The sequence below is a fragment of the Rhizobium sp. CCGE 510 genome, from assembly GCF_000292525.1.
Classification (GTDB): Bacteria; Pseudomonadota; Alphaproteobacteria; order Rhizobiales; family Rhizobiaceae; genus Rhizobium.
The window spans coordinates 103,466-119,186 of sequence record NZ_AEYF01000002.1; the positions used below are offsets into that span (position 1 = coordinate 103,466).

The following is a 15,721-nucleotide window of genomic DNA, read 5'->3' on the forward strand; positions in this document are numbered from 1 at the left end:
AGAATGCCGCACAGTTTGCGCCGGTTGGCAGCAACTGACGGCTACGCTTCAATTTTGGGTGGATCTTGGCGCGGCCGATTACCCCGACTGCTCCCGGCGTTCGGTTTCGCTTGACGGTCAGCCACAAGGCTTGAACGTCAGAAGAACGAAGCCGCCATTTCCGGCGGACCTTCCAGCGCATGGGCCATGAATTCCAGCGCGCCCTGCAGCTTCTCCCGGGTGATCGGGCCGCCAAGGCAGACACGGACGGCCTCGGGTGCCGTTCCCTCGACCGTGAAGACATCGCTTGCGACGACGCCGATGCCGGAGGAGCGGGTGTGGCTGCCGAAGGTGGAGCGGGTCCAGCCGTTGCAGAGCGGCAGCCAGATGTTGAAACTGATCGGATCGGCGCGGTAGCCGCCGGCCGGCAGGATGGCCGCGACCATCTGCTGACGGGCGGCGGCCTCGGTGCGGATGAAGCGCAGGATCGCATCGGCAGTGCCGTCCTCGATCCAGTGGGTGGCAAGCGCCAGGGTCAGCGGTGAGGCCATGACATTGTTGGCGCGCATGGCGCTGACGAAGGGCCATACGGCCTTGCTATCCGGCGCCACCACATAGGCAAGGCGCAGACCCGCGCCGATGCTCTTCGCCAATCCGCCGATATGCCAAGTGAGATCGGGGGCTATCGCCGCGAGCGGCGCCGGCCCCTGCTGCGGAATGAAGCCGTAGGCATCGTCTTCGACGACCGGTACGCGGTATTTGCGGGCAACAGCTGCGATTTCCTCGCGGCGTTTGGCCGGGATGGTCAGCGTCGTCGGGTTTTGCAGCGTCGGATTGAGGTAGAGCGCCTTCGGTTTCAATCTCTCGCAGGCCTCAGCAAAGGCGTCCGGCAGGATACCGTCCCCGTCCATCGGCAGGCCGGCCAGATTGAGCCGCAGCTGGGCGGCGATCGAACGCATGCCGGGATAGGTGATGATTTCCGAAAGCACGGTCTCGCCCGGTTTTGCCAGCAGGCCGAAGATCGCCAGCAGAGCCGGATGGGCGCCCGGCGTGACGAAAATCCGCTCCTGCGAGGGCACCAGCCCGCGACGGCTGAGCCAGGCGGCGGCGGCCTCCTTGTCCATGCCGGAACCGCCGAAACCCTGATAGCGCAGAAGCGGAATGAGGTTTGCGGCCACCGCCGACATGCCCTCACGCATGCGGGCGACCAGTTCCGGATCGACCGGTTCCGGCGGCATGTTCATCGAGAAATCGACGACGGAGGCGCGGCGCGGATCAGGCGCGGCGCCGGGCGCGAAACCCTGGCGCTCCTTATTCATGCCACTGGTGACGAAGGTGCCGCGGCCGACATGCGAATCCACCAGCCCGCGCTTTTGCGCCTCGACATACCCTCTCGCTACCGTGGTGAAATCGACATTCAGCCGCTTGGCGAGTTGGCGCTGCGGCGGCAGCCGGTCGCCGGCCACCAGATGGCCGCTGCGGAGATCCATTTCGATCACATCGGCGATCGCCATATAACGAGGGCTGCTGCTGCGGCTGAGATCGGGATGCCAGTCTTTCATGTCGTAAATCCGTGTTAGCCTGATTCCTGATAGAATTGACCGTATATTGTTGCACGGTGACGCTGTCACCAAAAACATCATGTCCACAACTTCGGTGACACAGGGCTATTGCACGAAGTGGCTTGTTGCAACGTAGTTGATCGCGCATTGAATGCATCTCCCCATGGTTTCGGCGCTTTCGAAATTCCCTCCGTCGCAGCCTTGCCTCCACACATCCATCTTCTTACTTATTCAGGATGAAATGCACCGGCTTTCATCCTTTCGCGCCGGTGCCTCATCGGGATGAAAGCATGAATATTGATCCGATTTTGCGGTCAGTCGTGGCCGTTCGTTCTTCCATTCCGGAAGATGCCTTCACAGCGGAGACGCTGGGCACTGTCCGGGAGGGCAGCGGCGTGGTTATTCGCGATAATGGGCTGGTGCTGACCATCGGCTATCTCATCACCGAGGCCGAAGAGGTCTGGCTGACCACCCATGACGGGCGCGTCGTTCCCGCGCATGCGCTCGCCTATGATCAGGAAAGCGGATTCGGCCTGGTGCAGGCGCTTGGGCCCCTTGATGCGCCGGCCGTGGATCTCGGCGACGCGGCAAGCGCCAAGCCCGGCGATCCCGTCGTGCTTGCCGATGGCATCGGAGAATTCGTCGAGGCAAACATCGTCGCCCGGCAGGAATTTGCCGGCTATTGGGAATATCTGCTGGACGAAGCGATTTTCACGACGCCGGCCCATCCCTCATGGGGCGGGGCGGCGCTGATCGGCTCGGATGGCAAGCTTCTCGGCATCGGTTCGCTTCGCCTGCAGATGAGCCAGGGCGACGATGTCGCCGATATCAACATGGTCGTGCCGATCGACCTTTTGCCGCCGATCCTCGACGATCTGTTGAACCGCGGCCGGGTCAACAGGCCGCCGCGGCCCTGGCTCGGCGCATTCTCCGCCGAGAGCAATGGCGGCGTCGTGGTGATGAGCGTTGCTGAAGGCGGTCCGGCCGCAAAGGCCGGCCTGCGACAGGGCGACATCATCTCGGAGATCCGCGACGAGGAGGTCGATGGCCTGGCCGACTTCTATCGCAAGGTTTGGAGCAGCGGCCCGGCCGGCGCTGAGATTCCGATCCGTATCCTCAGGAACGGCCGGGAAGCCTGGCTGCGGATCAAATCCGCCGACCGTAACAACTTTCTCAAAAAGCCGCAGCTGCAGTAAGGCCGACCTGCACCGTCAACCGCCGATGTTGATGCCGCCAAATCGTCAACCGCTCCCGGCGCTCGACGGCATCGCAGGCCATGAATGATCAGAGAGCAGGCCTTCGTTGACTTCGGACGAGGGTTGAAAGATGTTGGCCCTCGTCGTCAGATAAGCGACCTCGGGGATCAGTCATCCTGTGGACGATTCATCCCGGAATGAGCGGAGAAGGAGTTTTGCGGTCCATGTTCGATCATGTTTCCATTGGCGTAAAAGACCTCGACAGAGCCCGCCGTTTCTATGATGCGGCACTGGCGCCGCTCGGCTATGAGCGCCTATCCAATTCCGATAAGATGATCGGCTATGGCCCGGAACAGGTCGGGCTCTGGGTGATGCAGGTCGAGCAACCGATTGTTGCCGATATGCGATCCGGGCTGCATTTCTGCTTCGTCGCGCCTGATGAGGCCGCGGTGGATGCCTTTTACGCGGCCGCCGTTGCATCCGGGGGCACCGACAACGGCGAACCGGGTATCCGGCCGGATTATGGACGCTTTTATTACGCCGCGTTCATCATCGACCCGGATGGCTATCGCCTCGAAGCCTATTTCCAAAAAGGCGAGTTGTAACAGGCTTACGCAACCGATTCACACTTTTCCTGGAATTGCGCATTATTTCTACGCAATTCCGAAAGGAAAACCGCTTCACACTTTTCCTGGAATTGGGCATTATTTCTAAGCAATTCCGGACGGAAAACGGCTTCACACTTTTTCTGGAATTGGGCATTATTTCTACGCAATTCCGGACGGAAAACCGCTTCACACTTTTCCTGGAATTGCTTAGGCCGCCTCTCTCGAGATCGACACGCAGCAGCCGGAGGCTTCGAGCGCCTCGCCGGCGACGTCGAGGAACAGGCGGCGGAACCAGCGCGCCCGGCCGTCGGCCTGGTCGACCCGGCGATAGAGCATGGTCACCGGATCGGCCGGCAGCGAAAGCGGCGGCGCTGAGATGGTCAACCCATGCAGCTGCGCCATGCAGCGACCGATCGATTCCGGCACGATCGCGATGGCGGGCATCGCCCGCAACGCCGTCGGCAAGGCGGAAAAACGCGGGACGGTCGCCACCACACGCCTGACATGGCCGGCGCGGTTCAACGCGATGTCGATGCTGGTCGAGGCATTGCCCTCGAACGAGACAGTGAGATGCGCAACATTGGCGAAATCCTCAAGGCTCAGCGGCGCCTTCAGCCGGAGCTGGGCATCATCGTAAATGCAGATCGATGACTGGTCGAACAGCGGCGCGCGGATGTGCCAGGAGGCCGGCTCGTCGTGCACAGAAACGCTGAAGTCGAAGACGCCCTCGTCCAATCGGCGCGCCGCATCGCGCTTTTCGGAAGCGATGCCGACCAGCCGGGCGCCGGGTGAAAGCTGCAGCAGGCGGGCGGCAAGCGGGCCGAAAAACGCCGATTCGAGATTGTCACACATGCCGATGCGGAACTCGCCCTGCCAGTTCGCCGGATCAAACTCGGCCTGCGGACGGATGGCGCGTTCGATGCCCGACAGCGCATCCTCGATCGCCGGGGCAATGGAAAGGGCGCGCGGCGTCGGTTGCAGGCCGCGGCCGACACGCACAAACAATTCGTCATCCAGTGCCTCGCGCAGGCGCCGCAAAGCGGCCGAGAGGCCCGGTTGGCCGAGCAGCAGCCGTTCGGCGGCGCGGCTGACATTGCGCTCCTGCATCAGCACCGAAAAGGCCAGCAGCAGATTAAGGTCAATCTTACGAAGGGTGACATCATTCATCATCGTGAGTAATACCTGGCATGGCTACTATCAATTTGCAATAGGAATAGAAGCTGTACATTTTCTCGTTCCCTGCCGCCCGGCAACCTCCCCCGATGAGGCGGCAGCAAAAAGGAACGATTTCGATGACTCTTTCCCAATCGAAAAGTGGAGCGGGGCTGGCATTGCTGCTGCTCTGCGCCGCCAATTTCCTCGACGCCATGGACGTGTCCACCATCGGCGTCGCGCTCCCCGCCATCCAGGCTGAACTCGGCATGGAGGCGACCTCGTTGCAATGGGCCGTCAGCGCCTATGTGCTCGGCTATGGTGGCTTCCTACTGCTCGGCGGCCGGGTCGCCGATGTCTTCGGCCATCGCCGCGTCTTCCTCTGGTCGCTGGCGATCTTTGCCGCCGCCAGCATCGCCGGCGGCTTCGTCGACAGCGGCCCGACACTGATCGCCGCCCGATTGGTCAAAGGCATTGCCGCCGCCTTCACCGCGCCTGCGGCGCTCGCGCTGTTGCTCTCCGTCTTCGGCGAGGGAAAGGCACGGGCAAAGGCGCTCGGCGTCTTCTCTTCGACCGGTGCCGCCGGCTTCGTGCTCGGCATGGTGCTCGGTGGTGCGGCGACGATCTTCAGCTGGCGGGCGACACTGGTCATGGGCGCGCCCGTTGCCATCCTGACGCTCTTTCTTGCGCCGCTGGTGCTGCCCGCCGACCCGAAAAGGACGGGACCGCGGCCGGCCTTCGACTGGGCCGGCGCGCTGACAATCACGCCTGGGCTGCTGCTCTTCGTCTTCGGCATCACCAATGCCGCGGCCGCCGGCTGGCAGGCTTTTGCGAGCTGGGGTTCGCTCGTCGCGTCGGTGGCGCTGATCCTGCTCTTCCTCGTGGTCGAGGCGCGTCATGCCGATCCGATGGTGCCGCTCGGCATGTTCCGCCGGGCCAGGCTCCGGCATGCCAATGCGATTGCCGCACTCTTCCAGGGCGCCTATGTCGGCTTCCAGTTCTTGGCGACGCTCTATTATCAGAACGTCATCGGTTGGTCGGCCTTCACCACCGGCTTCTGTTTTGCGCTTGGCGGCGTCTTCGTGATGTTCCTGGCGCCACGTTTTGCGACGCTCGCGCAAAATCGCGGCGCTACCCGGCTGATGGCAGCGGGTGTCGGCCTGCAGGCCTTCAGCTACATCTTCTGGGTAACCGCACTCGGGCATGTCGACCCGATCCTGCTCGTCGTGTTCTCGCAGATCCCGCTCGGCCTCGGTTACGCCCTGACCTACCCCTCAGTACAGGTTGCGGCCCTCTCCGACGTGGAGGATGACAAGGCGGGGCTTGCCTCCGGGCTGCTCTTCGCCTCTTTCCAGATCGGCGGCGGCATCGTGCTTGCAGCCGCCTCGGCGGTGTTCGGCGCCGCACCGCATTTCGGCTGGGACCCTTATGTCGCCGGCATCGCCTTCGTGGCGCTGCTTGCGGTGGCGATCACCCTGCTTGCAGCCGCCGGTCCGCGGACATCGGCCGCCCGGCCGCCGGCCTATCAAGCGGCGGAATGACCGTTGCGCCCGCACCCTGATCGGTGCGGGCTCTTCATAAGACAAAGCGAATATTAGCAGCAGAACCCCATTGCCTTGCCTCGGCGAAAGGCGCATGGTCTCGCCTTCGGCAGCCATTGTACGGGCGCTGCCGACTGAGGGTTTTCATACCCTCGCCCCGACGAAAGGAGGACCTATGTCTTCCACTTCCGAAAAGCATCTGACCTCGTCCGATCTCGACATGCTTCAGGGCGTGCTCGACGACGCCGGCTACGACGCCAGAATCCTGATCGAGGACCAAAGGGTCTTCAACGTCGCCGCCGTGCTGCTGATCAGGCTGTTCCAGGAGGGCGTCACCTCGCCGGCCCTGCTCTCACGGGCGCTCGAATACCATTTCGGCAAGCCGAAGGCACCGCCGAAACCGGTAACGCCCGTCTGCAACCGATATGCGATACAGGGATTGCCCCGCGAAAGACGCGCCGCGGGCTAGAGCGCCGGGTCTTCTCAGACTAGCCAAGGTCTCTCAATCACTTTGAACTTGCGCATACCGAGCCGCCCGGCTCCGAGGGATTATTGTGCGAAAAACCCTGTTGCTCTGTATCTGCGTCGCAGCGGCCGGTTATTTTGCATGGGTACAGTTCAGGGCTTACCAGCAAGGGCAGCATGCCGAGGAACTTGCAGAGATCGACAGGGAGCGCCGAGTGGCGCTCCTCGAAGTGGACGGTTGCCAGGCACGGTTGGACCTGCTTTTTTCGATGACCGACCGCCTGCTCAAGGCCGGCGGCATGCAAGTACCGGTCGATATCGGGCGGGATATAGACCTTTGCCTAGCCCGCGGCATCATGTCGGCATCAGGCCGAGCAGAAATGGAAAGAACCAAGCTGATCCGCCTGTTTCCCATTAATGATTAAGCCCTGTGGAAATATGGCTTTCTTGCGGCAACGGCCTTAATGGCACCGTAATTTCAGTGTAACAATATGGCTCGCTGATTTGGCCGATGCGGCATTTGCGGTGACCGGATTTCGGCCCGCCATTTTCCTGATCGCGAAAGCATGGTGACGTCCCGTCTCAACGTCGGGTTTGGCTTTTGGTGACCTCTGAGGTCATCTGCCTCCAGACTTCGATGCGGTTTCAGCAGGCATCATTTCATTCAATTCCTGCGGCCCGGCGTTGTCGGGTCGCCCTCATGACGATCCCGCGATCTCTGGTCGCGACCGACAAGTGGGCGAACACCGCGCAGGCTACGGCTTTCAGTTTTCGATCAAACGGGAGATTTATCCATGGCAAAGGGACAGGTAAGAAGCAATCGTGAGGTCCGGAAGCCGAAGAAGGACAAGCAGGCGGCTAAGACGGAAAGCACATTCGCCAACCAGATGAAGACGGCGACCACGACCGCCCCGCACGGCAGTGCTCCAAAGAAATAGACGCTCCTATCGAGCCCCCACGCATATACAGCGAAAATCAGGATCGATTTGCGCGCAAAATCATGCGTGAATTGAAGGTGATGGCGCGTCCTATCGGCCGCGCCACGCTCCGGCGTGACATTATCACCCATTGACATGTTTTCAGAAAAACGGGAAGTGCTGCAGCCATGACCTCTCTTCATACAATGTACCGTTTCGACTATCCGCTCTTTCTCATTCGCTCGGCTGTGGTTATCGCGCTCGGCCTTTCGAGTATCGCGGCCTTTCATGGCGCTATTCTGTGATCGAATCCGCGCGCCGCAACGACAGCGAGGAAATGCAATTGGCCCCTTTGGCCGAACCCGCCGAAACCTTGGACCCCTCCGCGGGTCACAACGAGCTTTTCGCTGAAAAGCGCTGGTTAAAGATCCTTGCCGGATATCGTCAGCCGAGAGCCGGACGCAGCGCTTTCGAGCTTGCCGTCACCGTCGTCCCCTTCGCGCTGTTCTGGGCTGCCGCATGGGCCTCGGTTCATTACAGCTTCTGGCCCGGCCTGATCCTGGTGGTTCCAGCCGCTGCTTTCCTGCTGCGGCTGTTCATGATCCAGCATGATTGCGGCCATGGCTCGTTTTTCGCACGCCGCGGCGTCGACGACTGGGTTGGGCGAACGATCGGCGTCCTGACGCTGACGCCTTACGACTATTGGCGCCGGGCGCATGCGGAACACCACGCCTCGGCCGGGAACCTGGACGAGCGCGGCGTCGGCGACATCGAAACGCTGACGATCGCCGAATACCATGCGCTGTCGCGCTGGGGCCGCCTTGGCTATCGGCTCTACCGGCACCCGATCGTGATGTTCGGAATCGGCCCGGCATGGCTGTTCATCATCAAGCAGCGCCTGCCTTTCGGCATGATGCGTTCCGGCGCCCTGCCCTGGGTCTCGACCATGGCGACCAATCTTGCCATCGCACTGGTCGCCGCACTGCTGATCTGGGCCGTCGGGATCGTCCCCTTCCTGCTGGTGCATCTGCCGACCGTGCTTCTGGCCGGTGCTGCCGGCGTCTGGCTGTTCTACGTCCAGCATCAATTCGAGGAAACCCATTGGTCGAAGAAGCCTGACTGGCAGTTCCAGCATGCGGCCCTCCACGGCGCCTCGCATTACGACCTGCCGCCGGTGCTGCGCTGGATCACCGGCAATATCGGCATCCACCACGTGCATCATCTGTCGAGCCGGGTGCCCTATTACCGGCTGCCGGAAGTGCTGCGAGACCATCCTGAGCTTGCCGACCTCGGCCGGATCACCCTCCTGGAAAGCCTGCGTTGCGTCAAGCTGGTGCTGTGGGACGAACAGACGAAACGGCTGGTGTCGTTTCGCGATGCGGCGCGGCTCGCAGCCGCGCAGTAATCAGAGGCAATAAAAGCGCGTCGCATCTGATTGATGCGACGCGCTTGGTTCTTGCTCTGGGCATGTCGTTATCCCGGAACCGCTGTACACTTCCTGATGACATGCATTAGCGATAGCCGGTCACATCCGCCGGCCTGCCCGGCTCCTGCACTTCCACCATGTAGCGCCAGCAATCCGGCCGCGAACCGTCGATGTCATCGAAGCCGTAGACCTTGGCCAGTCCACCGCTCGACAGCGACTGGCCGTTCCAGCGGGCGCGGTCGGGATCGGCGGCGATAGCCGCCACCGCGCGGCCGACGAAGCGCGGGGTTTCGGAAATGGCAAAATGCGGCTGCGTCTTCGTCGCCTCGCGCCAGTTCTCCTCTCCAACACCAAAAGCATCCAGCATCATTTCGGAACGCAGCCAGCCGGGGGTGATCGAAACCGCAGTGGCGCCGTGTTTTGCCAAATCCTGTGCATGCGCCCAGGCCATGCGGGTGACACCCGTTTTGACGAGGTCATAGAAGGGCGACAGCCGGTAATGGGTGGCGTTGTATTCGGCCGTGCCGTCGGTCATCTCCACCAGCAGCCCGCCCGGCTGCTCGATCATCAGCGGCAGGGCGTAATGGGCGGTGATCAGATGCGTCTCGATGCCGAGCCGCAGCATGCGTAGTCCCTTATCCAGCGAATGCTCCCAGACCGCCTTGTCCCATTCGAACAATTTTTCACCGCCCCAGATGTCGTTGATAAGGATATCGAGCCTGCCGGCCTCCGCCCGTATGCGAGCGACCAGCGCCTCGACCTCGGCTTCGACGAGATGGTCGACCTGCACGGCAATGCCTCTGCCGCCTGCAGCCGTTACCAATTCGGCGGTCTCCTCGATCGTCTCCGGCCTGGCATATTCGGATTGCCGGGCGCGCGTCGTGCGTCCCGTCACGTAGACGGTGGCGCCGGCAGCACCGAGTTCTACCGCGATGCCGCGGCCGGCGCCACGCGTTGCGCCTGCCACCAAAGCCACTTTCTCCCGCAAGTTCGCTGTCACTTCTCCATCCTCTACGCAAGAATTGAAAAACGCCCATTGTATATAAACGAACGTTCGTTCATAAATACGGCGAATGCAAGAGGAATTTCATGCCGCGCCGCCGCACGCTTTCCGACGAACAGCTTCTCGCCATGGTGCTGGCGCTGATCCACGCCGAGGGGCCGGATGCGGCGACCTTTGCCGCGGTGGCCAAAGCCAGCGGCCTTTCCGGCTCGACGCTGGTACAGCGTTTTACGACGAAGGCGGCGATGCTGCGTGCAGCGCTGCTTTACGCCTGGGACGGGCTGGAGGCAGAAACGGCGCGACTTGCCGAGAGCGTGCCGAAAACGCCGGAAGGCGCGATCGCCCTACTGGTCGGTCTGTCGCAGGATTACGGCGACGATGCCGCCGCCTATGGCGAGGGGCTGCTGGTGCTTCGTGAAGACTTTCGTGATCCGGTGCTGCGCGCCCGCGGTGCCGCCTGGGGCAAAGCGCTGACTGTGGCGATCGCTCGCTGCTTCGGATCGGCGAGCGCGCCGGAGACGATCGCCCGGCTGATGCTGTCGCAATGGCAGGGCTCGCTCACCTGGTGGGGTTTTGGCACCGAAGGGCCGGTGGCGGTCTTCGTGGAGGCGGAGTTGCGGCGTTTCCTCGCCGCGGTGGCTGTCCATTCAGCTTAAGAGGCGGTGAAGATCATCGCCTTGATAAAATAAAGCAAGGCGGTGGTCGCCACGATCGTCGCCGATGTGAGCAGCAGTCCGATCAGGGTGACGAGACCATCCCGCTCCATGAGGGCGACGGCGAGTACTACCAGCGAGACCACCGGCAGAATATTGCCGAAGGGGATCGGCAGCGCGATCACCACGGCGAGCAGGAAGACGGGAATGCCAAGAAGTGCCTGCGCTGTCGGACCGGTGAGGGCCTGCAGCCGGCCGGCGCGCACGAGTTTTTCCACCCGGGCGATCACCGGAACCGCGTGACCCACGATAAGTTCAAGCGCCGCGGGCGAAACCCGGCGATCCCTGAGGATGGCGGGCAACCAGACCTTCCGGCCTCCGGCGACGATCTGCAGGGAGACCAGCGCCAGCGCGGTGCCGAAAACCATTCCGAACGGTCCGGGGATTGGGGTCAGTGCCGGGATTGCCAGGAACAGGATGGTGAAGGCGATACTCGTCTGGCCCATCGCCTCCAGAGCCTCGCCGATGGAGAGGCCGCCTTTCACCCGGGCGATTTCCAGCATCTCCCCAAGCCGCGCAGTGGTGACACCGCGCGGCGGGTGTCTATTTCCGTCTTGATCAATCACACGGTCAATTTTCGGCTGGTTGCCGTCACGCACCCTCGCCGTCTCCCTTCAGGGCACTGGCGAGGGCTGCGCATTGCGGGTCGCTGCCGTCGAGAAGTTCTGCCGGCGCGGTGTGGCCGATCGCTATGCTGACGACTGTGGCCGCCGCCCAGACGTAGTCGCCGGCGGCGCGCTCGATGAGCCGCGGTCCCTGGGATGTCAGGCAGGCCTGGGACTGACGGACGATCTCCACGGGAAGCCGGGCGCGCTCAGCCTGTTGCTGTATCTCAGCCTGCAGCGGACCGACAACGAGGAGAGCAAAAATCCAACCGATGAAATCCGAAATCATATCTGTTTCCTTCCTTTGTTAACGTACTTCCTCGCAGAGCCCGCTCAGGCAGGCTGCTGCGGATCCCGCGTCTTGAGGAGGCTCCAGACCACGCCGGCGGCGATGATCGCGAAAGTGATGCTCAGCGAGAGCGCGGCCGGGAATTTTTCCAGGCCCAGCAGATCGGCGACGAAGATCTTCGAGCCGATGAAGATCAGCACGATGGCAAGCGCGGGCTTCAGATAGCGGAAGCGATGAATCATCGCCGCCAGCGCGAAATAGAGGGCGCGAAGGCCGAGGATTGCGAAGATGTTCGAGGTATAGACAAGGAACGGATCGGTGGTGATCGCGAAGATCGCGGGGACCGAATCCACGGCGAAGATGACGTCGGCCACTTCGACCATCACGAGCGCCATGAAGAGCGGCGTGATGAACCAGGTCATCGCTCCCGTCCTGGGGTTTGCCTTTCTGACGAAGAACCGTTCGCCGTGATGTTCCTCGGTGACATTGAAACGGCTGCGCATGAAGCGGACGAGGACGTTCTTCGAGACATCGGGCTCGGCCTCCTTGACGAACAGCATCTTGATGCCGGTGACGATCAGGAACGCGGCGAAGATATAAAGAAGCCAGGCGAATTCTGCGACCAGCGTGGCGCCTACGCCGATCATGATGGCGCGCAGCACGATGACGCCGAGAATGCCCCAGAAGAGCACCCGGTGCTGGTAGAGGCGCGGCACGGCAAAGAAGGAGAAGATCAAAGCGATGACGAAGACGTTGTCGAGGGCCAGCGTCTTTTCGACGACGAAGCCGGTCATATAGGCAAGGCCGGCCTCGGAGCCGAGATACCACCATACCCAACCACCGAAGGCGAGACCGAGCGCGATATAGAGGGCTGAAAGTCTGACACTTTCGCCGACGCCGATTTCCTTGTTCTGTTTATGAAGAATACCGAGGTCGAACGACAAGATGGCGATGACGAGGGCGAAAAAGCTCGACCACATCCAGAGCGGCGTTCCCAGCCACTCGACGAACAAAAAAGAGAGATTCAAGGATAGTCCCCTGGTCGGCACTGGTTGTCGGAGAAGAGGTCCGACATCGCAAGAGTGCCGAAGCTCTCGCCAGAGGGGCCCGGACCAGCGGGTTGAGCCGCAAGTGGGGTGTCACTTTTCAATAATCAAGCAGCGGGCGGCGCCAACTTTATATTTTGCGCCTGACATAAGGCCGCCGCGCAATTGGGTCATTTTCCCCGTAAGAGAAAGCCGGGCGCGCCGGCCGCTTCAGGCTTCTTCCTCGTCCTTCTCTTCGCCCACGGTCAGCGGCCAGTCGACGACGTAGTCTTCGAGATCGTCGATATCGATCTCGTTTTCGTTGGTCGTGCGGCCACGCGCAGAAATGCCGGCGGCATGAACGGTTTCCGGATCGCCGGAGACGAGCGGATGCCACCAGTAGAGGTCACGGCCTTCATTGACCAGCCGGTAACCGCAGGTGGGCGGCAGCCAGGCGATATCGGGCACGTTCTCTTTGGCCAGCTGCACACAATCCGGCACGAAATCCCAGCGGTTCTCATAGCTGGAGCAGCGACAGCTTTCGCCGTCGAGCAGCTTGCAGCTGACCGAGGTGAAATAGATATCGCCGCTATCCCATTCCTCGATCTTGTTGAGGCAACAGAGGCCGCAGCCGTCGCAGAGGCTTTCCCACTCGGCGACGGTCATTTCGGCCAGTGTCTTGCTCTTCCAGAAGGGCAGATCGTTCATCGTTCGTTTCTTGCAACAGCGGCCCGCAAATTCACGTGACCCCCATCTATCTCTCTTGTTATCAGCCGCAAAATCAATCAATTCTTCAGCATGCTCCTGGTACCGGAGAACTTGCTTCTGGTATCGGAGCGCTTTGCGGCCATATGGCGGCCTCGCGCTTTCGTCGCTTTCCGACGGCCGGACATGAGCGAAGCGCGATCAGGCGGGAATACAGGACGTGCAGGATCCGGACAACCCCGAAAAGGGGCCTCAAAATGGACCAGAAAAAGCGGCGGACAAGCGGCCGACGAAGAGCCGTCACATTCTGCTGCGCATCGATTCATGGATCGATTCGACCGTCTGGAACGCCGGCTTCCGCGCCGCCGAGATCTGGGAAGACATCACCATCTTCTTTCGCCGCTTCCGCGTGCGCGGCTGGAAGCGCATGGTCTTCGAACTTGCCGGCGAAGGGCTGACGCTCGGGGCGGTAGGCTCGGTGCTGATGCTGCTGCTTGCCCAGCCGGCCTTCGAGGCAACCAAGGAGGACTGGCGCAACCGCGGCGATTTCGCCGTCACCTTCACCGACCGCTACGGCAACGTCATCGGCCATCGTGGCGTCATCCATCAAAATTCCGTGCCGATCGATGAACTGCCGGATTCCCTGATCAAGTCCGTGCTCGCCACCGAAGACCGGCGCTTCTTCGACCATTTCGGCATCGACGCCATCGGCCTGTTCCGCGCCATGGTCACCAACGCCCAGGCCGGTGAAGTCGTGCAGGGCGGCTCGACGCTGACCCAGCAGTTGGCCAAGAACCTGTTCCTATCCAACGAACGCTCGATCGACCGCAAGGTCACCGAAGCGTTCCTGGCGCTTTGGCTCGAGGCAAACCTCTCCAAGAAGGAAATCCTTTCCACCTATCTCGACCGCGCCTATATGGGCGGCGGCACGTTTGGCGCAGCCGCGGCGGCACAGTTCTATTTCGGCAAGAATATCACCGATGTGAACCTGGCCGAATCCGCCATGCTCGCCGGCCTGTTCAAGGCGCCGGCGAAATACGCCCCGCATGTCAATCTGCCGGCAGCACGTGCGCGCGCCAACGAGGTGCTGACTAATCTCGTGCAGAGCGGGCTGATGACCGAGGGCCAGGTGATTGCCGCCCGGCGCAACCCGGCCACCGTCGTCGACCGCAACGAGGTGGAATCGCCCGACTTCTTCCTTGACTGGGCCTTCGACGAGGTGCAGCGGCTTTCGCCGCGTTTCCACCAGCATTCGCTGATCGTGCGCACGACCATCGACATGGGCATCCAGCAGGCGGCGGAGGATTCGGTCGAAACGTCGCTGCGCGAATATGGCGAGGCCTACCACGCCAAGCAGGGCGCCATGGTGATGATCGAGAATGGCGGCGCCGTGCGCGCCATGGTCGGCGGCCGCGATTACGGCGAGAGCCAGTTCAACCGCGCCACCCGGGCGCTGCGCCAGCCGGGCTCCTCCTTCAAGGTCTACACCTATTCGGTGGCCATGGAGAGCGGGATGACGCCGCAGACGACCATCGTCGACGCGCCGATCTCCTGGGGCAATTGGAGCCCGCACAATTATGCCAACCACTATGCCGGCCGCATAACGCTCGAGACCGCGATTGCCCAGTCGATCAACACCGTGCCGGTACGGCTTGCCAAGGAAAAACTCGGCATTCAGCCGATCCGGGCGATGGCAAAGAACCTCGGCGTCGAGACGCCGATCCGCGACGACGTCACCATCCCGATCGGCACATCCGAGGTAACCGTGCTCGATCAGGCGACGGCCTATGCCACCTTCCCGGCTGGCGGCTACCAGTCGCGCCGCCATGGCATCACCCAGGTCCTCGATTATGACGGCGACGTGCTCTACGATTTCGACCGCGACGAGCCGGCGGCCAAACGCGTGTTGTCCGAAAAGGCCGACGCCTACATGAACCAGATGCTGTCGCGCGTTCCCTATGTCGGCACGGCGCGCAAGGCAGCCCTGGACAACGGCATTCTGACAGCCGGCAAGACCGGCACGACTCAGGCCTATCGCGACGCCTGGTTCGTCGGGTTCACCGGCAACTACACCTGCGCCGTGTGGTTCGGCAATGACGACTACACCTCGACCAACAACATGACCGGCGGCTCGCTGCCGGCGATGACCTTCAAGCGCGCCATGGACTACGCCCATCAGGGTGTGACGCTGCGGGCCATCCCGGGGGTCGAAAATCCCCTGCCTTCCGAAAAGGATCTCGCCAAGACCGCCACCGCCAAGCCGCAGGACGGATTGCCGCAGCTCATCCGGCCGCGCATGCTCTCGGTTCAATCGACGAATATCCTGAAAGATCTCGGCAAAAAGCTGAAGGATGCGGCTCCGCTTGCGCCGCAGAAGGTGGCGAGCTCGGAGTAACCCACACCCAGGAGATCGGCGAGACCGGCCCCTCATCCGCCTGCCGGCACCCCACCTGGGTAGAGCCACTCGTCTCAACCCGTCCTTCAGACCCCCGCTTGCGGGGCGAAGGAGGCATGTCGCACCCGCTCGCCTAAATC

Annotated in this window: 16 protein-coding genes; 8 read left to right on the forward strand and 8 right to left on the reverse strand. The window is 62.1% G+C overall.

The genetic code is table 11. The annotated features are described in order from the left end of the window. Positions 1 to 137: 137 nt before the first annotated feature. Entirely contained in the window at positions 138 to 1,541 is a 1,404-nt protein-coding gene (locus RCCGE510_RS02170) for a PLP-dependent aminotransferase family protein (protein ID WP_007626721.1), read from the reverse strand. A gap of 290 nt (positions 1,542 to 1,831) precedes the next feature. Between RCCGE510_RS02170 and RCCGE510_RS02175 the strand changes: the two genes are divergently transcribed. Then, positions 1,832 to 2,737, forward strand: a complete 906-nt coding sequence (locus RCCGE510_RS02175) for a S1C family serine protease (RefSeq protein WP_007626722.1) — start codon at positions 1,832 to 1,834, stop codon at positions 2,735 to 2,737. A gap of 224 nt (positions 2,738 to 2,961) precedes the next feature. Then, the gene (locus tag RCCGE510_RS02180) at positions 2,962 to 3,342 is read left to right on the forward strand and encodes a VOC family protein (protein ID WP_007626723.1); all 381 of its coding nucleotides are present in this window, start codon (positions 2,962 to 2,964) and stop codon (positions 3,340 to 3,342) included. A gap of 210 nt (positions 3,343 to 3,552) precedes the next feature. Here the strand turns inward: RCCGE510_RS02180 and RCCGE510_RS02185 are convergent, their stop codons facing one another. Next, positions 3,553 to 4,515 (reverse strand): LysR family transcriptional regulator, encoded by a 963-nt coding sequence (locus RCCGE510_RS02185; RefSeq protein ID WP_007626725.1) that lies wholly within the window; start codon positions 4,513 to 4,515, stop codon positions 3,553 to 3,555. 122 nt (positions 4,516 to 4,637) lie between these two features. Between RCCGE510_RS02185 and RCCGE510_RS02190 the strand changes: the two genes are divergently transcribed. The 3 genes from RCCGE510_RS02190 (at position 4,638) to RCCGE510_RS02200 (ending at position 6,928) form a co-directional block, all read left to right on the forward strand. Next, positions 4,638 to 6,038, forward strand: coding sequence for an MFS transporter (locus RCCGE510_RS02190; RefSeq protein WP_007626726.1), 1,401 nt, complete (start codon positions 4,638 to 4,640; stop codon positions 6,036 to 6,038). Positions 6,039 to 6,213: 175 nt separating this feature from the next. Beyond that, positions 6,214 to 6,507, forward strand: coding sequence for a hypothetical protein (locus RCCGE510_RS02195; RefSeq protein WP_007626727.1), 294 nt, complete (start codon positions 6,214 to 6,216; stop codon positions 6,505 to 6,507). A gap of 85 nt (positions 6,508 to 6,592) precedes the next feature. Next, complete coding sequence (locus tag RCCGE510_RS02200) at positions 6,593 to 6,928, forward strand: hypothetical protein (RefSeq protein WP_037077513.1); 336 nt, start codon at positions 6,593 to 6,595, stop codon at positions 6,926 to 6,928. A gap of 350 nt (positions 6,929 to 7,278) precedes the next feature. On the opposite strand, the gene RCCGE510_RS35080 is transcribed toward RCCGE510_RS02200, so the two are convergent. Further along, positions 7,279 to 7,710: a hypothetical protein gene (locus RCCGE510_RS35080; protein WP_192815270.1), complete on the reverse strand. Its 432-nt coding sequence runs from the start codon at positions 7,708 to 7,710 to the stop codon at positions 7,279 to 7,281. Between the two features lie 47 nt (positions 7,711 to 7,757). Between RCCGE510_RS35080 and RCCGE510_RS02210 the strand changes: the two genes are divergently transcribed. Beyond that, a complete protein-coding gene (locus tag RCCGE510_RS02210) occupies positions 7,758 to 8,825 on the forward strand; it encodes a fatty acid desaturase (protein ID WP_192815269.1) in 1,068 nt (355 codons plus the stop codon). Positions 8,826 to 8,931: 106 nt separating this feature from the next. Here RCCGE510_RS02210 and RCCGE510_RS02215 read toward each other — a convergent pair whose 3' ends face one another. Next, positions 8,932 to 9,846 carry an SDR family oxidoreductase gene (locus RCCGE510_RS02215; protein ID WP_007626737.1) on the reverse strand — a complete coding sequence of 305 codons (915 nt, stop codon included), beginning with the start codon at positions 9,844 to 9,846 and terminating at the stop codon, positions 8,932 to 8,934. An 89-nt stretch (positions 9,847 to 9,935) separates the two neighbouring features. Between RCCGE510_RS02215 and RCCGE510_RS02220 the strand changes: the two genes are divergently transcribed. Next, positions 9,936 to 10,505, forward strand: a complete 570-nt coding sequence (locus tag RCCGE510_RS02220) for a TetR family transcriptional regulator (protein WP_007626742.1) — start codon at positions 9,936 to 9,938, stop codon at positions 10,503 to 10,505. Here the strand turns inward: RCCGE510_RS02220 and RCCGE510_RS02225 are convergent. The 4 genes from RCCGE510_RS02225 to RCCGE510_RS02240 form a co-directional block, all read right to left on the reverse strand. Beyond that, positions 10,502 to 11,128, reverse strand: a complete 627-nt coding sequence (locus RCCGE510_RS02225) for an exopolysaccharide biosynthesis protein (protein WP_037077562.1) — start codon at positions 11,126 to 11,128, stop codon at positions 10,502 to 10,504. The two genes, RCCGE510_RS02220 and RCCGE510_RS02225, sit on opposite strands and share 4 nt — an antisense overlap. A gap of 25 nt (positions 11,129 to 11,153) precedes the next feature. Beyond that, positions 11,154 to 11,456: a hypothetical protein gene (locus tag RCCGE510_RS02230; protein WP_007626744.1), complete on the reverse strand. Its 303-nt coding sequence runs from the start codon at positions 11,454 to 11,456 to the stop codon at positions 11,154 to 11,156. A gap of 44 nt (positions 11,457 to 11,500) precedes the next feature. Further along, on the reverse strand, positions 11,501 to 12,484 hold the full coding sequence (locus RCCGE510_RS02235; protein ID WP_007626745.1) for a TerC family protein: 984 nt from the start codon (positions 12,482 to 12,484) through the stop codon (positions 11,501 to 11,503). A gap of 228 nt (positions 12,485 to 12,712) precedes the next feature. Next, complete coding sequence (locus tag RCCGE510_RS02240; protein ID WP_007626751.1) at positions 12,713 to 13,189, reverse strand: YcgN family cysteine cluster protein; 477 nt, start codon at positions 13,187 to 13,189, stop codon at positions 12,713 to 12,715. Positions 13,190 to 13,406: 217 nt separating this feature from the next. Here RCCGE510_RS02240 and RCCGE510_RS02245 point away from each other — a divergent pair, with 217 nt between their 5' ends. After that, complete coding sequence (locus RCCGE510_RS02245; RefSeq protein WP_007626755.1) at positions 13,407 to 15,581, forward strand: PBP1A family penicillin-binding protein; 2,175 nt, start codon at positions 13,407 to 13,409, stop codon at positions 15,579 to 15,581. Positions 15,582 to 15,721 lie beyond the last annotated feature (140 nt).